The organism is Pseudomonas sp. P2S-1, from assembly GCF_057197725.1.
This window is the reverse complement of sequence record NZ_CM170068.1, coordinates 6,298,874-6,318,421: the sequence shown is the minus strand read 5'-3', so window position 1 is coordinate 6,318,421 and position 19,548 is coordinate 6,298,874. Positions and strand designations below refer to the sequence as shown.

Sequence of the window (19,548 nt, the reverse complement as noted above, 5' to 3'; positions counted from 1 at the left end):
GACTCCGCTATCAGATCTTGTTCGGGGACGAAGGCAGGGCCGGCATCGGGCTGATGCGCGGCAAGGCGAGGCAGGCCAAGGCCAGCAACAGTTGCCCTAAGGCGATCAGGGCCAGGGCACCGGGCAGCGCCTGCGGGTTGCCGGACGTCAGCGCCAGCACCACCAGCGGGCTGGCGAACTCCCCGGCGAACAGCGCCGCCGTGAATCCGCCCGTAGCCCGGCCACGCTGGGCCGCACCGGCACGGGACATGACCCAGGTGATCAGGGTTGGCAGCATCAAGCCGATGCCCAGGCCATTGAGGGCCACGGCCGGGGTCAGCCACAGTGCATCCGGTGCCAGCGCCATCAGCCCGCCACCGAGACCCGCCGTGATAAAGGCCAGCCCCAGCAGGTACTGCCGGGCCAGGCCATGCAGCAGGCGGAAGCTCAAGGCACCGAGCATCACGCCGAGCTGGTTGGCGCCCATGACCATGCCGATCTGCTGCGGTGAATCGACGTGCAGCAGGCCGAGCAGGAAGCCCGCCTGCACCGGCACGACAAACAGGCTGACGCCCGCCAGCAGGCTGAACAGGTACAGCGGCAGCAGGGCCCGCCAGGGGAAGCCGGCGCTGTCGTTTTCGACCTGCACCTCGCCCGCCTGGCGCTCCCACAGCAGCCATGCCATCAACGGCAGGAACAGCAGGCCGACGCCGTAGAGCATGTACGGCGTGCGCCAGTCGTCCTGCCCGAGCGCCCCGCCCACCGAGATGAACAGTGCCGCCGACAACGAGGTGCAGACCATCTGCAAGGCGAACAGCCGCTCACGCCGGGCGCCCTGGTAGTAGTCGCCGATCAGGGTGGTGCAGCAGGTCATGATCCCCGCCTCCGCCAGGCCGAGCCCGGCACGGCTGGCGACGATCGCCGGCAGCGATTCCAGCCACAGCGGCAACAGGCCGAACAGGCTGTAGAGCAGCATCGAGCCAAGCAGCAGCGGCTTGCGCCCGAGGCGGTCGGCGATCATTCCGGCGAAGGGCGCGAGCACGGCGATCACCAGTGCGGGAATGGTCAGGCTGACCGGGACCAGCACCGCAACCAGCGGATCATCGCCGAAGTGCGCCTGCATTCGTGGCAACACCGGCGCCAGCAGCACCGCGCCAAGAACCGGCAGGCAACTGCCGAGCAGCAGCAACAGGGATTGCGGCAAACCCGCCTGGGCTTCACGACGCATGGGAGATCTCCTGGCGTACGGACGATTCGCTGTGCAGGGGCGCCGGACGCACCGGCAGGAGGAAGCGCGCCAACGCCGGCAGCAGCACCAGCGCGCCGACCATGTTCCAGACGAACATGAAGGCCAGCAGCACGCCCATATCGGCCTGGAACTTGATGGGCGAGAACATCCAGGTGCCGACGCCGATGGCCAGGGTCACGCCGGTCAGCATCACCACCTTGCCGGTGGACACCAGGGCCCGGTAATAGGCCTCGGACAGGCTCGCGCCCTGGCGCAGGTGGGCGAGCAGGATGCTCATCACGTACAGCGCGTAGTCGACGCCGATGCCCACGCCCAGGGCGATCACCGGCAGGGTGGCAACCTTGACCCCGATGCCCAGCCAGACCATCAGCGCCTCGCAGAGGATCGAGGTGAGCATCAGCGGGATCACCGCGCAGACCGTGGCGCGCCAGGAACGGAAGGTCAGCAGGCAGAGGAGGATCACCGCGCCGTAGACCCAGAACAGCATCTCGCGGTTGGCCTCGCGCACGACGATATTGGTCGCCGCCTCGATCCCGGCATTGCCGGCGGCCAGCAGGAACTTCACCTCGGCGGTGTCATTGGCCGCGGCGAAGCCCTCGACGTGCTGCACCAGGCGGGTCAGGGTCTCGGCCTTGTGGTCGGTGAGGTAGACGTACAGCGTCAGCAGGTTGCAGGACTCGTTGTACAAGCCGCGCGGGGCACTGGCGGTGATCATGTTGAGCATCGCCTGGTTGTTCTGCAGCTCGTACCACTTGGGGTTGCCCTCCGACAGGCCGACCAGCATGCGCCGGTTGAGCAGGGCCAGGGAGTTGGTCGAATCCACCCCCGGCAGGCTGCGCAGTTGCCAGTCCAGTTCGTCGACCTTGCGCAGCACGTCGTAGCGCGCGCAGGCCCCGGCCGGGGTCTGCACCATGATCGCGAACAGGTCGCTGCTGGCACCGTAGGCCTGGGTCATGAAGGCGTCGTCGCGGTTGTAGCGCGAGTCGGCGCGCAGTTCCGGGGCGCCGGCATCGAGGTCGCCGATGGCCAGGTGCAGGCTGACCAGGAAGCCCAGCACCGCCAGCACCAGGCTGACGCCGATGCACGCCCGCGCCCAGGGCTTGCGGGTGAACAGGTCGAGCAAGCGCCAGAACGGATGGCGGGCCTTGCCACGCTCCTCCGCCCGCTCGCTGCGCAGGCTGATCTCGGCGGCCTTCGGGCTGACGCCGAAGTAGGAGAGCAGCACCGGCAGCAGGATCAGGTTGGTGAAGATCAGCACCGCCACGCCGATGCTGGCGATGATCGCCAGGTCCTGGATCACCTTGATCTGGATGATCATCAGCACGGCGAAGCCCACCGCGTCGCAGAGCAAGGCGGTCAGCCCGGCGAGGAACAGGCGGCGGAAGGTGAAGCGTGCGGCGACGACGCGGTGCATGCCGCGACCGATGTCCTGCATGATCCCGTTCATCTTCTGCGCGCCGTGGCTCATGCCGATGGCGAAGACCAGGAACGGCACCAGCACCGAGTAGGGGTCGAGCTGGAAGCCGAGCAAGGGCAGCAAGCCCAGTTGCCAGACCACCGCCACCAGCGAGCAGATCACCACCAGCAGGGTGCTGCGCACGCAGCGGGTGTAGGCATAGAGCACTGCCGTGGTGATCAGGATGGCTACGGCGAAGAACAGCAGGATCTGTTGCAGGCCCTCGATCAGGTCACCGACCTTCTTGGCGAAGCCGGTGATATGGATGTCGATGCCGTCGCTGGCGAACTCGGCGCGCAGGGCTTCCAGTTGCCCGGCCAGCACGGTGTAGTCCAGCGCCTTGCCGTCCGGGGTGCGGGCCAGCAGCGGCACCTGGATGATGCTGGAGCGCTGGTCGAAGGCGACAAGCTGGCCGATCTCGTTGGACAGCTGAACATTGCGCCGCAGTTCGGCGAGGGACTCGGGGCTGCCGTTGTAGTCGTCGGGAATCACCGGGCCGCCGTCGAGGCCGTCCTCGGTCACCGAGACCCAGCGGGTCGCCGGGGTCCACAGCGACTTCATGTAGGCGCGGTCGACGCCGGGCAGCAGGTAGATGCGTTCGCTGAGCTTCTGCAGGGTGCCCAGGTAGGCCGCGTCGTAGATTTCGCCTTTGCTATTGGCAACGGCGATGCGCAGGGTGTTGCCCAGGCCGGACAGCTCCTTCTGCCGCTCCAGGTAGTTGGCGATATAGGGATGCCCGGTGGGGATCATCTTCTCGAAGCTGGCATTGAGTTCCAGGCGCGTGGACTGCCAGCCCAGCACCAGGGTAGTCAGCAGGCATAGCAGCAGGACCCAGTGCCGGTGGTTGAACAGGGCCCGCTCGGTCAGCGAACCGGAACGCGGGTCGAACCCGTCCGGGCTGCCGGGCTCGGGGTGACGGCTAGCGCAATTCATGGGGATCACTCCGAAGCGGAAACGGTGGGCTGGACGACGCGGGACAGCCCGGTGAAGCCGGCAACCACCAGGCTGCCGTCGGCGGCCTGGACCACGGCGGCGACCGGCTTGCGCTGCGGCGCGAAGGCCGGGGCCAGGCCGTCGGGCGTGCTGGTGAACAGGCCGCCGGACTGGTTGCTCAGCAACACCCGGCCATCGCCGAGGGTGATGGCATCGCTGAAGGACACCGGGGCCAGGGTCGGCAGGGCCTGCGCCTCTTGCGCGCCTTCGGCCAGGACGAAGGCATTGCCCTTGAGCCCGCCGATCAGCAGCGCGCCATCGGCACGGGTGGCGAGGGTGAACAGGCTGCCGTGATAGGGGCTGGGCAACTGCTGGAAGTCTTCGCCGTTGTCGGAACGGGCCAGGTAGCCCTGCTCGCCGGCCAGTACCCAGGCCTCGCCTTGGCGGGCCACGGCGTACAGGTGCAGGCCCTCCGGGTTGTCGATGCGGCCCATCAGCGAATGCCAGCTGGCGCCGCCATCGTCGCTGTGCAGGGCCAGGCCATAGGCGCCCACCACCAGCACGTTGCGCGCATCGCTGGCGGCGACGGCGAGGAAGGGTTTGTCGGCGGCTTCGCCAGCAATCCGCTCGGCGGTGTCCAGGCGAGTGGCGGCAGTGTCGTCGTCCGGCATTTGCTGTGCAGCGCGGCGAGCCTCTTCCAGCTCCACCTGGGCGGCGCGTTCGCCGTCCAGTTGCAGGCTCCAGTGCTCGCCGCCATCGCGGGTCGCCAGGACCACCCCGGAATGCCCGGTCACCCAGCCGTTCTGTGCATCAGCGAAGGCCACGGCGGTCAGGCCTACCGAGACCGGCACCGCGACCTGGCGCCAGCGCTGGCCGTTGTCGTCGGACAGCAGGATCAGCCCGCGTTCGCCCACCGCCACCAGCCGTTCGCCGGCCCGGGCCAGGGCGGTGTACACCGCGCGTTGCGGATTGACGACCTGCATCGCCGGGCTTTGCAGGACATCACCGACGGCACGGTGCTGCAGCATGGCCTGGGCCTGGCAGGTGGAAGCCAGCGGCAAGGCGAGGGCCAGCAGCAGGCCGCCCGACTGAAGCAATCTGTTCATGTCTACCTCGAAATCCAGTACCGATCGGGAGGGCAGCACCTGCCCTCCTCCTTCGCGGTCAGCGCACGCCGCGGCCGGCCATCGCCGCCGGGGAGAACTCGGCGGCCTTGTAGCGATCGACCACGGCGTATTGCTGGTCCTTGCCGGCGTAGAGGTTCTGGATGAACCAGGCACCGGAGACCAGGTCGTAGAAGCCCGAGGACAGTTGGGCCACGGCCGGCAGGTCAGGCATCACCGAGGGCAGCGACCAAAGGGTCTTGGCCAGCTGGCCGTTGGCGTCCCAGCGGTCGCCGAGCATGGCTTGCCAGGTGTCTTCGTCGAGGTAGTAGCGGCCCTTCGGCAACTGGTGGCGCTTGCCCGGCGCCAGGTCGGCTTCCACCACCCAGACCCGGTGCAGTTCCCAGCGCACGTAGTCGGGGTTGAGGTGGTGCTTGGCGAACAGGTCTTCGGGCCTGGCGGCGGTCTGCACCTTGTTGGTGTTGTAAGGGATGTACATCTCCTGCTTGCCCACCAGCTTCCAGTCGAAGCGGTCCATGCGGCCCTGGAACACGCTCAGTTCATCGAAGGACATGACCCCGGCGGTAGCCGGCGTCGGCGTGTCGCAGCAGGCGTTGGGCAGCTTGCGCACGCGGCGCTGCCCGGTCAGGTAGACATGGGCCTGGGACTTGTCGCCGTTGATATTGGTACGGCCCATGATCTGCTCGCCAGCACGCAGGGCCGGGCCGACGTTGAGCAGGCGGAACAGCCAGTAGTCACCGTCGAAGTTCGCTGCGTTGCCGTCCTGGTAGTAATAGGGCATTTCCTGCACGGCCTTGCCGTCGGTGGTCATCACCTGGGCGCCATCGGCGGTCATCAGGTAATGGCGGAAGTCCATGGCCAGGGACACGCCACGCCAGTTCAGCAAATGGTTCCACATGGCCTCGGCGCCGTTCTTCGGCACCGGGAACGGGATGCCGCCATAGGCCCCCTCCGGCACCGGGCCGGCACTGCTTTGCACCAGCTTCGCCTCGCGGGCGTTCTTCAGGGTGTTGTCGTAGACCCACTGCGGCGCGGCGGCCGTGCGGCGGGTCGGGTAGACATCGATGCGGTAGCTCTCCGGGTAGCGCTTGAACATGGCCTTGGTGCCGTCGCTCAGTTTGGCGGAGTACCGGTCGAGGTTCTTCGCGGTGATGCTGTACAGCGGCTTGTCGGCGGCGAACGGGTCATTGCGCTTGCCACCCTGCTTGAACGCCGGGTCGACCTTGGTGTAGCCGCCCTCCCAGGCCGGGATGCTGCCGTCGGCATTGGCGGCACGCTCGGCGCCCAGCGGGGTGAGTTGCTTGCCGAGGTCGTCGGCACCGGCGGCCAGCACCGGCTGGACACTCAGGACGGCGGTGGACAGCACGGCGGCACAGAAGGTCTTGAGAGCAAAAGGAATGTTCACGGAGATCCCCTCAGAATGTTGTTTTAACCGAGAAGGCCAGGAAGTCCCGGTCTTTCAGTGCTTGTTTGAAGGTGAATCGGGAGGCGGCATCGAGGTTGGTGTCCTCGGGGCCGTAGTAGTGGGTGTAGGTCAGGCCGAAGGTGACCCGGTCGAGGTAGGTGGCGCTCACCCCGACGTTGAAATCGCCGCCGCGGTCCGGGCCGAAACTGCTGACCACCGCCGACTTGCCCATGGGGAAGTAGCTGATGCCCAGCGGCACGCTGAGGTCGATGCCGGGGAACACCTGGCGGTAGGTGGGGGTGTAGACCAGCTTGAGGCCGACGCCGTCGTCGGTGGCGCCCGGGTCGAGGGCGGCGCGGTTCTTCGTCACGCTGAGCAGGCGGTTCCAGGCCACCTCGCCGACCAGGCTGGCCTCGTTGGCAACGAAGGACGGGCCGAGGGAGGCGATCATGTTCAGGTTGAGGTGCGCGGTGCGGCCGACGGCGTAGAGCGGGTGGTCATCGTTGTCAGCCACGACGCCGGCGGTGACGGTCTGGCCATTGGAGACCAGGGGCATGTTCCAGCGCATCGAGGCTTCACCGGCGAAGCTGTATTCGTCGATGCTGGTGGCGAAGCTGGCGCCCAGGGCGCGGATGTTTTCCGGATAGACCCAGTAGTACTCGCCGATCTGCCCGGTGGCGAAGTTCGGCCCGGTGGTGCTGGGCTTCAGGTACAGCTTGGGCGACTTGTCGTGGTACTGGATGGCGTACAGGCCGTACTCGACGGTGTCGGCGGTGTAGCGCAACTGCAGGCCGCCCTGCCCCGAGCTTTTCGCGTCCTTGTCCTTGCCGTGGAAGAACGCGGCCGGGCTGTCCGGGTTGCCGCCGAGGAAGACCGGGAAGGGCTCGCCGACGATCAGGCGCTCGTTGCCCTGGCCGATGGTGTCGCTGACCGAGAAGTAGCTGCCGGCACCCGGCAGGCGGGTTTCTTCCCATTCGAACTGGTAGTAGGCGCCGAGCGAGACGGCGTCGGTGAGCTGGTAGGTGCCGGACAGCTGGCTGACCGGGCGGGTGATTTCCTTGAACTGGGTGTTGGGCACCGACACCGCCTTGACCACGTCCACCGGGGCCATGCCGCCGGCAATGCCGTTGGCGCCGAAGAACAGGCTTTCGCCCCAGATCAGGCCATGGCGGCCGAGGCGCACCGAAGCGGCGCGATCGGCGACCTCGCCGTTCCAGTAGACGAAGGCATCCAGCAGTTCGCCATCGCCGCCGTGCAGGTGCCGGGTGTCGTCGCTGAACTGGTCGTAGGCCACCGAGCGCACGTTGGCCCGGGACGGGTCGTTGTTGTCGTTGTCCTTCTGGTACTCGGTGTCGTACCAGGCCGCGCCGCTGAGACGGGCGCCGAAGTCGCGGTAGCCGATATCCAGTTCGGAGAGGATGTCCAGGCGGTTGGAGATCAGGCCCTTGGCGAAGGCGCGGTCACCGTCGTCCTGGTTGCGCGCGACTTGGCCGCTGGTGAGCTTGCTGCTTGGGTCCTGGGTGCGCCAGGCGGCGCTGTACTTGAGTGTGTTGTCCCAGCGCAGGCTCAGGTCGGGATTGCCGGTCTGGATCTCGAATGCCTGGGCGCCGGGAATGCCCATGACCAGCGCCGCAGCGAGCGTCAGGGTGGAAGGCGCACGCCGCGATGCGGCGATGGAGCGAATAGCCATCGAACGAACCCTCTTTTATTGTTTTTGTTGGCATCTTTTCTGGGCCACCACCGGCCGGTAAGGCAGCCGGACCGGTTCTGGGTCGTATGCCAGGGGTGGCGCCACCCGGCGGGATAGACCGGGCGACGGGCACAGGTTGACCTGCAGGGCTGTCTCTGACTAATCGCTTGTCGGGATGCGACCTATCGAGCGGCGCGATACCTCGAAGGCATCGCGAGGCGGGATATCAGGCATCGGCAAATGCGATACCCGGGTGCATTGACGGGGTGCGGAGGGGACGGGAAGGTATCGGCAAAACAACTACAAGAAGCCTGAGCCATGCGTTTTCACCATCTGGACCTCAACCTGCTGGTTGCCCTGGATGTGCTGCTGGAAGAGCAGAACATCACCCGCACTGCCGAGCGCCTGCACATGACCCAGTCCGCCACCAGCGGGGTGCTGGGGCGCCTGCGGACCTTCTTCGAAGACGAGTTGCTGGTGCAGGTCGGGCGGCGCATGCAGCCCACGCCCTACGCCCTGGAACTGGCCGGACCGGTGCGGGAAGTGCTGCTGACCATTCGCTCGTCCATCACTGCCCGGCCGGTGTTCGACCCGGCGGCCAGCAAGCGGCACTTTCGCCTGGTGACCTCGGATTACCTGATCAGCGTGCTGTTCGCCCAGGTGATCCAGCGGATTCACCAGGAGGCGCCGGGGATCACCTTCGAGATGCTCAGCCCGGGGGATAACAGTGCCGAATTGCTGATCCGTGGCGAGGTGGACCTGATGATCGTGCCCGAGCGCTACCGGCTTGATGATCACCCGGCGCAGTTGCTGTTCGAGGAGGATCATGTCTGCGTGGCCTGGCGGGGCAACCTGGAGGTGGGAGACAGCCTGAGCCTGGAGCAGTACCTGGCGATGGGGCATATCTCGGTAGGTTTCGGGCGCAACCGGCACCTGAGCATCGAGGACTGGATCATGAACCAGTACGGCGTGAAGCGGCGGCTGGAGGTGATCACCAATGACTTCAACACCCTCGCGCAATTGCTGGTGGGCACGCCACGGCTGGCGACCATGCACCGGCGGCTGGCGCAGTTGTATGCGCGGTATCTGCCGCTGCGGATATTGCCGACGCCGATGGAGATTCCGCTGATGGGGGAATACATGCTCTGGCACCGGAGCATGGAGGGGGATCCGATGTTGAAGTGGCTGCGGGGGCGGATTGGGAATTGCATCCAGGACATCAATGCCCCGGATGAACGCGCGGCCCTGTAGGAGCGTGGCTTGCCCGCGAAGGACCGCGCAGCGGTCCCAAAATGGTGTGGTCAGTGACATTCCGGGACCGCTGCGCGGTCCTTCGCGGGCAAGCCACGCTCCTACAGGATTACTCCGGGTTCCGGACCTATCCAGGGCGTCGATGGCAGTCCATCGACAGCATCTGATAGTCCCTACCCTCACAGCCCCCTAGCCTCCGTCACAACCAACAAGACGAGGCTCCACCCCATGACCGCCCTGCACCTCCACTGCACCACCCTCTTCGACGGCACCGGCCTCGACCCCCTTCACCACCAGACGCTGATCATCGAAAACGGCCAGATCCGCCACGCCGGACCCAGCGCCCAGTCCCCCCGCCCACAACCCGGCGACCGCGAAGCCCATGGCCATTTTGTCATGCCCGGCCTGATCGACGTGCACACCCACCTGGCCTTCGGCAACGCCCAGAGCGAGGAAGACATCGATATCTGGACCAGCGACGAATTCCGCGCCCTGCGCGGCCTGTTCTTCGCCCAGCACGTACTCGCCGCCGGGGTGACGTCGATGGTCTGCCCCGGCGATAGCGGCCAGCTCAGCATCGCCGTGCGCAATACGCTCAACGCCGGCCTCTTCGAAGGCCCGCGCATCGCCGCCAGCAGCCGGGTGATCACCAACCGCCAGAGCCTCAACGACTGGTTCCCCAGCCGCGTCGGCGCCCCGGAATACTTCACCGCCGCCCTGGTCACCAGCCGCACCGAGGCCATCGCGGAAATCCGCAAGCAGGCCAAGGACGGCGTCGACCTGATCAAGATCGCCATGGACGGCACCCAGCGGCGGGCCAACGGCGAGATCATCGCCGCCTTTACCGCCGAGGAAACCCGCGAGATGGTCGAGGAAGCCCATCGCCTCGGCTGCCGCGTGGCCACCCATGCCTACGGTCGCGAGGCGGTGATGTATGCCGCAAAAGCCGGGGTCGACCTGGTCTTCCACGCCTTCTACATGGACGACGCCTGCATCGAGGCATTGCTCGAAGCCGGCAGCATCCTCGCCCCGACCATGACCTTCCCGCAGAACACCGTGGACTTCTGCCAGCCCCACGATCCCGCCATCGCCACCGGCTATGCCGGCTACTGCGCGCGCACCCTGGAACTGGGCACGCCGGTCCTGAAACGGGCCAAGGCCGCCGGCATCCCCTTCGCCTGCGGCAGCGACAGCGGTTTTGCCGTGACGCCCTACGGCGAGTGGCATGCCCGGGAACTGGAACTGCTGGTGCGGCGCCTGGACTTCACCCCGGCCGAAGCCCTGTTCGCCGCCACCAATGTCGGCGCCCGCCTGATGCCCCGCGGCGAAACCCTCGGCACGCTGGAGCCGGGCAAGCAGGCCGACCTGCTGATCCTCGACGGCTCGCCGCTGGACGATATCCGCATCCTCCAGGACCGCAGCCGCCTGCAGGCCGTGTACAAGGCCGGCGAGCCGGTGAAGCTGCAACGCACTGCCTACAACCCCAAGCAGGTTTCGGACTTCAACAGCCTGAAGTGGACCGATCTCTACACCCGCGACCGGGTCACGGAACTGGGCAAATGGAGCCTGCCGGCATGACCGCCCTCGACTTCGAACTGGCCACGCGCCTGGCCGCTGCCACCCTGCGTCAGGCCCGCACGCTGGGCATTCGACCACTGGCCGCCGCCGTGCTGGATACCGCCGGCCATCCGCTGGCGGTCCTGCGCGACGAGCAGGCCAGCTTCCTGCGCCCGCGCATCGCCAGCGGCAAGGCCCGTGGCTGCCTCGGCATGGGCATGGGCGGCCGGGAACTGGCACGACGGGCGCAGGCGATGCCGGCGTTCTTCGATGCGATCAACAGCCTGACCGACGGCGAAGTGATTCCGGTGGCAGGCGGGATCCTGTTGCGCGATACCGAGGGCCGTCTGCTCGGCGCCATCGGTGTCAGCGGCGATACCTCGGACAATGATGAGCGCTGCGCCCTGCTGGCAATTGCCGAGGTCGGACTAAGGGGTGATACCGGCGATCCTCAGAGCTGAGCCGCCTGCTCCAGCAGCAACTGGCGAAACCATGCCAGCATCGGATCACTGGCCTGCTGCGGATGCCACTGCAGGGCCTGGGCCGCCGGCGGGAAGGCAATGGGCGCCGGCAGCACCCGCAACGGATAACGCCGCGCCAGCGCCTCGGCCTGGCGACGGAACAGCGTGGCGATACGCGGGGTGCCGATCACGAATTCGGCCATCAGCACGAAGCTCTGCACCGTCGCGACCACACGGCGCTCCAGGCCGATATCCTTGAGGTGCTGGGTATCCAGGGACAGGGTCTGCCCGTCGGCGAATTCGCGCAGAACGTGTTGCCCTTCGCGGAAGCGGGTGAGATCCAGGGTTTGACCTTCCGGCCAGTGCTCGGCGCACACGATGCAGCGCAGCTCATCATCAAGCAGCGCAGCGTGGGGATAGGCGGTGTTGATCCGCCGTTGCGGGACGATCGCCAGGTCGCTGCGCCGGTACTCCAGGGCTTCGGCCACCTGGTCGCCATCGCGGGATAGGGACAGGTCGCGCACCACCAGGGAGGCCTCGGGCGCCAGGCAGCTCAATGCACGGCTGACCGCGGGGATCAGGGTCGCCGCCACATAGTCCGAGGCCACCAGGGTGAAGCAGCGCTCGCAGCGGGCGGGGTCGAAGTCGGCGGTGGTTGCCACCAGCTCGTCGGTCATGGCCAGCAGTTCGCGAACCCGGGGCGCCAGTTGGCGGGCCAAAGGGCTGGGTTGCAGGCCGCGGCCTACGGGGAGCAGCAGCGGGTCCTGGAAGTGCTCACGCAGGCGCCCGAGCGCCGCACTGGTCGCCGACTGGCCCAGGTTCAGGCGCTCGGCGGCCCTGCTCACGCTGCTTTCTTCGAGCAGGGCGTTCAGGGCGACGAGGAGGTTGAGGTCGAGACGGCGGTAGCGCATGCAGGGGTTATAACCCACGGGACATCCGTGAACCTGGCGCTTTTCACACTGCCAGGTATCGCCCCGGACGATACCTCCCCGAGGCGACGCAGGCTCACCAGATCTTCAGCGTGTAATCGATATTGATCCGGGTCTCGTTGTCGCTCCTGAAGGATGAAGCCGCGCCCTGCTGGTTGCGGTAGAACGCTTCCCTGATGCGCAGCACCAAGCCTTTTGCCGGCCCCGATTGCACGACATACGCCAGCTCGAAATCCTTGGAAGACTCCGTCAGCCGACTGCCGCCCAGTGCCGGCAGGTCGATGCTGTCGCCGTGCAGGTAACGCACCATGCCCGTGAGCCCGGGCAGGCCAATGCCGGCAAAGTCATGGTCATAGCGCACGGCCCAGGTCCGTTCGCGCGGGTTGACGAAGTCCGCGCTCATCGTGCCGTCGCTGAGCACCGACGGCTCCCCTCCGGCGATATAGGGAAAGGCACTGTCGCCGAACTGGCGCATGTACCCCACCCCCAGGCCATGGACACCCCACAGGTAGGTGAACATAGCGCCGACATTCAGGTTGTCGATGCTGCCGGCCTTGGCCCGCCCGTCTTCACGGCTGTTGAAGATTCGGACATCCGACCTGAACCTCCCCGTGCCCAGCGGCGCCATATGCAGCACGCCGAGAAAGTCCTGGGTGTAGATGTCGTCCAGCTCGGCTCGCAGCAGACGCAAGGTCAGGCCGGACGTTGGCCGATACTCGCCACCATAGAAGTCGAAACGCTCGGAGGTCGCCCCCGCCTTGAAGCGACCATTGGGCGACGCCAGCCCGATGGGCTCGTAGTCGGTGGAGTCGCGCAGGTTGACCCGGTCCATGCGTCCGGCATGCAGGGTCAGGTCGTCCCACTCATCGGACACCAGCGAGACTCCGCGAAAGGACTGCGGCAGCAAGCGGGCCGGGCTTGCGGTGATCACCGGCAGCGAGGGGAACTGCGTTCCCAGGGAGAGCCGGGTCTTCGAGACCCTGGCCTTCAGGGTCAGGCCCAGTTCCGAGTACTCGTCCCTGGCCTCACGGGTCCTGGGGTTGTAGGCGAGAAGCTGGGTCGCGGTACGCTCAGGCGAGGAATCAAGCTTCAGCCCCAGCAGGCCGGTCAGGTCCAGGCCGAAACCGACGGTGCCTTCGGTGAACCCGGAGTTGGCCTTGAGGATGAAACCCTGCGCCCACTCCCGCGCCGCCGGGTAAGGCGTGTCGCCCTTGTAGTCACGGTCCAGGTAGAAATTGCGGGCCGTCAGCGTTGCGCTGCTGTCTTCGATAAGACCGGCTGTAGCACCCTGGGCGGCCAGGCCCAGGAGAATGCCCCAAGCCAATGGCTTGAGGCGGGTCATGAACAGGCTCATTCAGCGTCACCTTGTTGTTGTTATTGGCGATGTGTTCAGGAAGCCAGGGGCCGGGCGGCCGGCAGCGGTGCCTGGCTGCGCATCAGGCGCACGGCCAGGGCCGCGAGCAGGAACGCCCCGGCGAACAGCAGATACAGGTCGGCAGGCTGCCAGTGGGCGTCGATCAATCCGCCGGCGACCAGCGGCGAGAGGATCGCGCCGATGCGCCCGACGCCAATGCCCCAGCCGAGCGCCGTGACCCGTTGTTCGGGGGCATAGATGCCCGGCGTCAGCGCATAGAGGCCGGCGACACAGCCATTCACCAGGACGCCGATCAACAGCACGAGGACGAAGGCCAGGCTCAGGTGGGCGGTGAAATGGACGAAGATCGCCAGCAGCAAGGCGTTGAGCAACAGGTAGCCCACCAGGATCCGGGACAGCCGGTACTTCGCCGCGAGCAAGCCGATCAGCGACGTGCCGACGATCCCGCCAAGGTTCAGGAGCACCCCTCCGGTAATGCCCTGCTGGTTGGACAGGCCGGCCGATACCAGCAACTTGGGAGTCCAGCTCATGACGAAGTAGAAGCCGAACATGACCAGGAAAAAGCCGGCCCAGACCAGCAGCGTCGAACGCAACAGCGGGCCCGAGAACAACGTCGCGAAACCTTGCCCTGGCGACTTCCGCTCCAGCGCCTGGGGTGTCGGCAACGCCTCGACCGGCTCCACGCCCATCCGCCCCAGCAGTCCGTTGACCCTGCCCAGCGAACCCCGGGGCTGGCGCGCCAGCAGGTAGGCGATAGACTCCGGCAACAACAGGAACATCACCGGCAAGGTCATCAGGGTGGCGATCCCGCCGTACAGGAACACCGAACGCCAACCGGCCTCGGGAATGACCTGCGCCGCGAACAGACCGCCCAGGGTTGCGCCCAGGGCATAGGCCGTGGACTGCAGGCTGATCGCCAGGCTGCGCCATTTACGGTTGGCGTATTCACCGGCGATCACATAGCTGCTCGCAAGGATCCCGCCGATCCCCAGCCCGGTCAGGAAGCGCAGCGCGCCGAGCATTTGCACCGAAGGCGCCCGGGATGACAGGAGCATGCCCAGTGCAGCGATCGCCAGGCACAGCAGGATCAATGGTCGGCGCCCGAAACGATCGGCCCAGGGCGCAATGAACAGAGAGCCCAGGGCCATGCCGACCAGGCCGGCACTCAGCAGGTAGCCGATCTCTATCCCGCTGAGCCCCCACTCGGCGGCGACCGATGATGCGGTGAAGGCCATCACCAGCACATCGAAGCCATCGAGCATGTTGATCAGGAAACACAGGGACACGACCTGCCACTGGAAGCGGCCCATGGCCTTTTCATCCAGGCGCTGGACGATGGAAACGGCGGTGTAATTGCGCGCAGCCGCCTGCGCGCTGCCGGAAGGGGAGCGTGGAAATTGCATTGGATACCTTCTTGTTTTTGTTAGTCGTGCAACGCAAGGACGACCCGGAGGTCGCGGAACGAAATCAGGCCGAGGCCTGGCGCAACTGCTCGATGATCTTGCGCGCGCGGTTGGCCCCGACATCGACGTGGATATCGATCATCGGCCTGGGCCCGAATTCGAGCATGTTGCGGTACTGGGCCTCGATCACCACCTTGTCTTCATCGAAGGTCATCGCGGTCTGCTCGACGACCTTGGCCTTGATCGCCTCGACGTCGCTTTTCGGGTTGGTCGCGATGGTCCAGAAGTAGTGACTGGTGGTCTCGGTTTCAGGCGTCACACCGTGGAAACCACGCATGTGGAAACCGCCGCGCCGCGGGTCGTCGAGCGGCTCGGTCCCGGCATCGACCGCACCTGTCCAGATGCGCAGGTGGGACACCAGGAATTCGATTTCCTGCCAGCGATCGACCTTGCCCTGGAACGGGTATGCGGCGCTGTAGGTCGGTGGCGGCTCGGAACCCGGCATATGACGGATGACCCTGACCGAACCCTCGTCGCTTTCGACCCGCATCTGCGCGTTCATATGGATGCTGGCATTGCCGCCGATGGTGCGCAGGTGCACGTAGCCCAGGTGGCTCAGGTCGAGCAGGTTGTCGTGGATCAGCTGGTAGGGCGCATCGTAGTGATAGATGCCCCCTTCGAAGACGTACTCGCCACTGCTGTGGACCTCGTAGGCCGGCGGCTCGGACGATGGCTGCGGCTGCTCGGGGCTGCCGAACCAGATCCAGATGATCTGGTCGCGCTCCTGCACCGGCCAGGCCTGGACCCTGGCCTTGCTCGGGACCTTCGCCTGGCCGGGCACCTCCAGGCACTGGCCCGTCGCGTCGAACAGCAGGCCGTGATAACCGCAGCGCAGGCCCTGCCCTTCCAGGGTCCCGCTGGACAGCGGCAGCGCCCGGTGGCAGCAACGGTCTTCCAGGGCGGCAACCTGGCCCTCGGCGGTGCGGAACAGCACCAGGGGTTTGCCCAGCAATGTGCGCCCCACCGGCTTGTCCTTCAGCTCCCAGGCAAAGCCGGCCACATACCATTGGTTCAGCGGGAATTTCGGTAGTGCGGCCGGCGCGCCGACCTCATAGGCAAGTGCCTGGGCATTCGATGTACTCATCACAGTCTCCTCTCAGGGTTTTCTTGTTGGGGTTCAGAGATCCAGCACCAGCCGCGGGCTGCGCGAGCGCGAGCAGCAGGGGGTGAAGCAGTCGTTGCGGGCATGCTCGGCGGCCGTCATGAACTGGTCGCGGTGATCGGGTTCGCCACCCAGCACGCGGGTCGTGCAGGCACCACAGATGCCCTGTTCGCACGAGCTCTCGATATCGACGGCGTTCGCCAGGAGGACGTCGAGCACGGTCTGCCCGGCGGGAATGGCGAGCACACGACCGGAGCGCGCCAGCTCGACTTCGAAGGCACGGTCACCGTCCTGCACCTGGGGCTGGGCGGCGAAATCCTCCCGGTGGATCTGCCCGTCGCTCCAGCCACAAGCCCTGGCGGTGGACTGCACATGGTTCATGAACCCGCCGGGCCCGCAGACATACAGCTGGTCGGCGCCCGAGGGATTCGCCAGCAGCCGCGCGGCATCCAGCCGCTGTTCGGCCGGGCCATCGTCGACATGGATACGCAACTGCTGGCCGAACAGCGGGCCGTTCAACAGGTCGAGAAATGCCAGGCGCCCGAGGGAACGCCCGCAGTAGTGCAACTCGAAATCCTTGCCGGCGACGACCAGGGCATGGGCCATCGCCAGGATCGGCGTGATCCCGATCCCCCCGGCGAACAGCAGGTAGCGTTCCCCGCTCAGGTCGAGATCGAAGAGGTTCCTGGGCGGGCCGATCATCAGCCGCGCGCCCGCCTCGATCTGCTCGTGCATGCCCCGGGAGCCGCCACGGGAAGCCGGCTCGTGGAGGACGGCGATCAGGTAGCGATCGCTGTCCTCGGGGGAGTTGCACAGCGAGTACTGCCTGACCACGCCGGGCGCCACCTGCACGTCGACATGCGACCCTGCGGTAAACCCAGGCAAGCGCTCGCCATTGGCCGCGAGCAGTTCGAAACTGCAGACGCCCTCGGCTTCGATGATTTTCTGTGACACACGAACTTCGAGCATGAGCCTGCCCTCACCACGGTTATGCAGTGTTTGAAAAATGAAGGTGGGAATGCCGGGTTTACCGGCGCAACGACGGTCTTACGGGTCGGCGGGGAGAGATTTACGCAGGCAGGTCATGACACGGGGCCTCTGGTTTTTATTGTAATGTCGCGTGCGCTTATGATGCGCACGCAGAATCCTCAAGTGATTTTCATCCTAGTCATTTTAGTTGCGATGTCAACCAATTTTCCAAGAACGCACAGGTGCCCTTCCTGCCATGTCCCATACGCCGCTGAATCTGGATCGCTATGTACCGGCCCTGCTCACCTTCCTCACCAACAAGATGTCGAGTGGTGCGTCGGCCTGCTACCGCAAGCATTACGGGATCGGCATCGTCGAATGGCGGCTGCTGGCAATGCTCGCGGTGGAGGACAACATCAGTGCCAACCGCATGGTCCAGGTCATCGGGCTGGACAAGAGCGCCATCAGCCGGGCGCTGCAGACCCTGGAGCGCGACGGGTACGTCTCGACCCGGGTCGATGCGAAGGACGCCCGGCGCTATACCGTCTCGCTGACGGAGCCAGGCCAGGCGCTGCATGACCGGGTGCTGGTCACGGCCCTGGAACGGGAGCGCCTGTTGCTGGGCAATCTGGATGAGCAGGAAATCGAAACGCTGATCGGCTTCCTGCACCGGATGACGGCCCAACTGGACCAGGTCAATGCGGTTGAACCGCAGGCGTGAGGGAGGCCAGGCCTCAGTGCAGTATCTGGCTTAGGAAACTCCGCGTCCGCGGATTGCGCGGGTTGTCGAAGAACTCCCCGGGCGTGGCCTGCTCGACGATCTCGCCCTTGTCCATGAAGATCACCCGGTCCGCCACGGTGCGGGCAAAGCCCATTTCATGGGTGACGCAGAGCATGGTCATGCCGTCCTCGGCGAGGCCGACCATGGTGTCCAGTACCTCCTTGACCATCTCCGGATCCAGCGCCGAGGTCGGCTCGTCGAAGAGCATGATCTTCGGCTTCATGCACAGCGCCCGGGCAATCGCCACGCGCTGCTGCTGGCCGCCGGAAAGCTGCCCGGGATACTTGTGCGCCTGGTCCGGAATGCGCACCCGCTCCAGGTAGTGCATGGCGATGTCCTCGGCCTGGCGCCTGGGCAGCTTGCGTACCCACATCGGCGCCAGGGTGCAGTTCTGCAGGATGGTCAGGTGCGGGAACAGGTTGAAGTGCTGGAACACCATCCCGACTTCACGACGGATGGCTTCGATCTGCTTGAGGTCGTTGGTCAGTTCCACGCCATCCACGACGATGCGCCCTTGCTGGTGTTCCTCCAGACGATTGAGGCAGCGGATGGTGGTGGACTTGCCCGAGCCGGACGGCCCGCACAGGACGATGCGCTCGCCCTGACGTACCTCCAGGTTGATCTGCTTGAGCACATGGAACTGCCCGTACCATTTGTTCATGTCCTCGATGCGGATGATCGGTGCGGACGACGGATTTGCCTGGGTCATGCTTGACGCTCCTGACGCGTGTGGCCGGTATCGAGCTTGCGCTCCAGGCCTCGGGAGTAATGGGACATACCGAAACAGAAGATCCAGAACACCAGGGCCGCGAACACGTAGCCCTCGGTGGCCATGCCCAGCCAGGCCGGGTCGGCGGCGGCCTGCTTGACGCTGTTGAGCAGGTCGAAGAGGCCGATGATCACCACCAGGCTGGTGTCCTTGAACAGGGCGATGAAGGTGTTGACGATGCCGGGGATCACCAGCTTCAGGGCTTGCGGCAGGATCACCAGGCCCATGGCGCGCCAGTAGCCCAGGCCCATGGCCGCAGCGGCTTCATATTGCCCCTTGGGAATGGCCTGCAGACCACCACGTACCACCTCGGCGATGTACGCCGACTGGAACAGGATCACCCCGATCATGGCCCGCAGCAGCTTGTCGAAGCTCATGCCCTCCGGCAGGAACAGCGGCAGCATCACCGAGGACATGAACAGCACGGTGATCAGCGGCACGCCGCGCCAGAACTCGATGAAGGTCACGCAGACCACCTTCACCGCCGGCATCCGCGAACGTCGGCCCAGGGCCAGGAGAATGCCGAGGGGCAAGGCGCCGGCAATACCGACGGTGGCGATGACCAACGTCAGCAGCAGGCCGCCCCATTGGCTGGTGGGCACCTTCACCAGACCGGCCATGCCGCCGAACAACAGCACGTAGGCCAGCAGCGGATACAGCAAGAGGAAGCCGGCGCCATAGAGCGCCTTGCGCGGCAGGCGTTTGAGAAACAGCGGCAGCACGCCCAGCAGCGCCGCCAGCACCACCAGGTCGACCCGCCAGCGCTGTTCGCCCGGGTAGTAGCCATACATGAACTGATCGAAACGCTGATGGATGAACACCCAGCAGGCGCCCTGCCCGCTGCAGTCGGCGCGGCTGGTGCCGAGCCAGTCGGCCTTGAACACGGCCCATTGCAACAACGGCGGAACGATCAGCCAGACCAGGTAGAGCGCACCCAGGGTCAGCAGGGTATTGAACCCGCTGGAGAACAGGTTGGCCCGCAGCCAGGCAACGACCCCGACGGTCTTCACCGGCGGCGGCATATCGGGTTTGAAGACGAAGGCATTCATGCTCGG

The 19,548-nt window shown here is 66.1% G+C and carries 16 protein-coding genes; 4 read left to right on the top strand and 12 right to left on the bottom strand.

Annotated elements, in window-relative coordinates; translation table 11 throughout:
• Positions 1 to 10 precede the first annotated feature (10 nt).
• Genes AC2CQI_RS28460 through AC2CQI_RS28440 form a run of 5 tightly spaced genes read right to left on the bottom strand, consistent with a single transcriptional unit; the run spans position 11 to position 7,836 of the window.
• Positions 11 to 1,207 (bottom strand): MFS transporter, encoded by a 1,197-nt coding sequence (locus tag AC2CQI_RS28460; protein WP_484578570.1) that lies wholly within the window; start codon positions 1,205 to 1,207, stop codon positions 11 to 13.
• A complete protein-coding gene (locus AC2CQI_RS28455; protein ID WP_484578569.1) occupies positions 1,197 to 3,617 on the bottom strand; it encodes an efflux RND transporter permease subunit in 2,421 nt (806 codons plus the stop codon). Before AC2CQI_RS28455 ends, AC2CQI_RS28460 begins: the two co-directional genes overlap by 11 nt.
• A gap of 5 nt (positions 3,618 to 3,622) precedes the next feature.
• Positions 3,623 to 4,723, bottom strand: a complete 1,101-nt coding sequence (locus tag AC2CQI_RS28450; protein WP_484578568.1) for a WD40/YVTN/BNR-like repeat-containing protein — start codon at positions 4,721 to 4,723, stop codon at positions 3,623 to 3,625.
• A 58-nt stretch (positions 4,724 to 4,781) separates the two neighbouring features.
• Complete coding sequence (locus AC2CQI_RS28445) at positions 4,782 to 6,146, bottom strand: DUF1329 domain-containing protein (RefSeq protein WP_484578567.1); 1,365 nt, start codon at positions 6,144 to 6,146, stop codon at positions 4,782 to 4,784.
• A gap of 10 nt (positions 6,147 to 6,156) precedes the next feature.
• On the bottom strand, positions 6,157 to 7,836 hold the full coding sequence (locus AC2CQI_RS28440) for a DUF1302 domain-containing protein (RefSeq protein ID WP_075802723.1): 1,680 nt from the start codon (positions 7,834 to 7,836) through the stop codon (positions 6,157 to 6,159).
• A 318-nt stretch (positions 7,837 to 8,154) separates the two neighbouring features.
• Here AC2CQI_RS28440 and AC2CQI_RS28435 point away from each other — a divergent pair, with 318 nt between their 5' ends.
• From AC2CQI_RS28435 to AC2CQI_RS28425, 3 genes are all read left to right on the top strand, one after another.
• Complete coding sequence (locus AC2CQI_RS28435; protein WP_484578566.1) at positions 8,155 to 9,087, top strand: LysR family transcriptional regulator; 933 nt, start codon at positions 8,155 to 8,157, stop codon at positions 9,085 to 9,087.
• A 228-nt stretch (positions 9,088 to 9,315) separates the two neighbouring features.
• Positions 9,316 to 10,665, top strand: a complete 1,350-nt coding sequence (locus AC2CQI_RS28430) for a metal-dependent hydrolase family protein (protein ID WP_484578565.1) — start codon at positions 9,316 to 9,318, stop codon at positions 10,663 to 10,665.
• Positions 10,662 to 11,105: a GlcG/HbpS family heme-binding protein gene (locus AC2CQI_RS28425; RefSeq protein ID WP_484578564.1), complete on the top strand. Its 444-nt coding sequence runs from the start codon at positions 10,662 to 10,664 to the stop codon at positions 11,103 to 11,105. Before AC2CQI_RS28430 ends, AC2CQI_RS28425 begins: the two co-directional genes overlap by 4 nt.
• Here AC2CQI_RS28425 and AC2CQI_RS28420 read toward each other — a convergent pair.
• The 5 genes from AC2CQI_RS28420 to AC2CQI_RS28400 all read right to left on the bottom strand — a co-directional run bounded on the left by AC2CQI_RS28420 (position 11,096) and on the right by AC2CQI_RS28400 (position 16,943).
• Positions 11,096 to 12,034: a LysR family transcriptional regulator gene (locus tag AC2CQI_RS28420; protein WP_484578563.1), complete on the bottom strand. Its 939-nt coding sequence runs from the start codon at positions 12,032 to 12,034 to the stop codon at positions 11,096 to 11,098. The two genes, AC2CQI_RS28425 and AC2CQI_RS28420, sit on opposite strands and share 10 nt — an antisense overlap.
• A gap of 76 nt (positions 12,035 to 12,110) precedes the next feature.
• Positions 12,111 to 13,388 carry an OprD family outer membrane porin gene (locus AC2CQI_RS28415; protein WP_484578562.1) on the bottom strand — a complete coding sequence of 426 codons (1,278 nt, stop codon included), beginning with the start codon at positions 13,386 to 13,388 and terminating at the stop codon, positions 12,111 to 12,113.
• Between the two features lie 35 nt (positions 13,389 to 13,423).
• Positions 13,424 to 14,719, bottom strand: a complete 1,296-nt coding sequence (locus AC2CQI_RS28410; protein ID WP_484580676.1) for an MFS transporter — start codon at positions 14,717 to 14,719, stop codon at positions 13,424 to 13,426.
• Between the two features lie 157 nt (positions 14,720 to 14,876).
• Positions 14,877 to 15,956: a Rieske 2Fe-2S domain-containing protein gene (locus AC2CQI_RS28405; protein WP_484578561.1), complete on the bottom strand. Its 1,080-nt coding sequence runs from the start codon at positions 15,954 to 15,956 to the stop codon at positions 14,877 to 14,879.
• Between the two features lie 33 nt (positions 15,957 to 15,989).
• Positions 15,990 to 16,943, bottom strand: a complete 954-nt coding sequence (locus AC2CQI_RS28400; protein WP_484578560.1) for a PDR/VanB family oxidoreductase — start codon at positions 16,941 to 16,943, stop codon at positions 15,990 to 15,992.
• A gap of 256 nt (positions 16,944 to 17,199) precedes the next feature.
• On the opposite strand from AC2CQI_RS28400, the gene AC2CQI_RS28395 reads away from it, so the two are divergent.
• A complete protein-coding gene (locus AC2CQI_RS28395) occupies positions 17,200 to 17,664 on the top strand; it encodes a MarR family winged helix-turn-helix transcriptional regulator (RefSeq protein ID WP_075802729.1) in 465 nt (154 codons plus the stop codon).
• Between the two features lie 13 nt (positions 17,665 to 17,677).
• Here the strand turns inward: AC2CQI_RS28395 and AC2CQI_RS28390 are convergent, their stop codons facing one another.
• Together AC2CQI_RS28390 and AC2CQI_RS28385 are read right to left on the bottom strand one after the other, a co-directional pair.
• Positions 17,678 to 18,433 (bottom strand): amino acid ABC transporter ATP-binding protein, encoded by a 756-nt coding sequence (locus AC2CQI_RS28390; RefSeq protein ID WP_075802730.1) that lies wholly within the window; start codon positions 18,431 to 18,433, stop codon positions 17,678 to 17,680.
• Complete coding sequence (locus AC2CQI_RS28385; protein ID WP_075802731.1) at positions 18,430 to 19,542, bottom strand: amino acid ABC transporter permease; 1,113 nt, start codon at positions 19,540 to 19,542, stop codon at positions 18,430 to 18,432. Before AC2CQI_RS28385 ends, AC2CQI_RS28390 begins: the two co-directional genes overlap by 4 nt.
• Between the last annotated feature and the right edge of the window lie 6 nt (positions 19,543 to 19,548).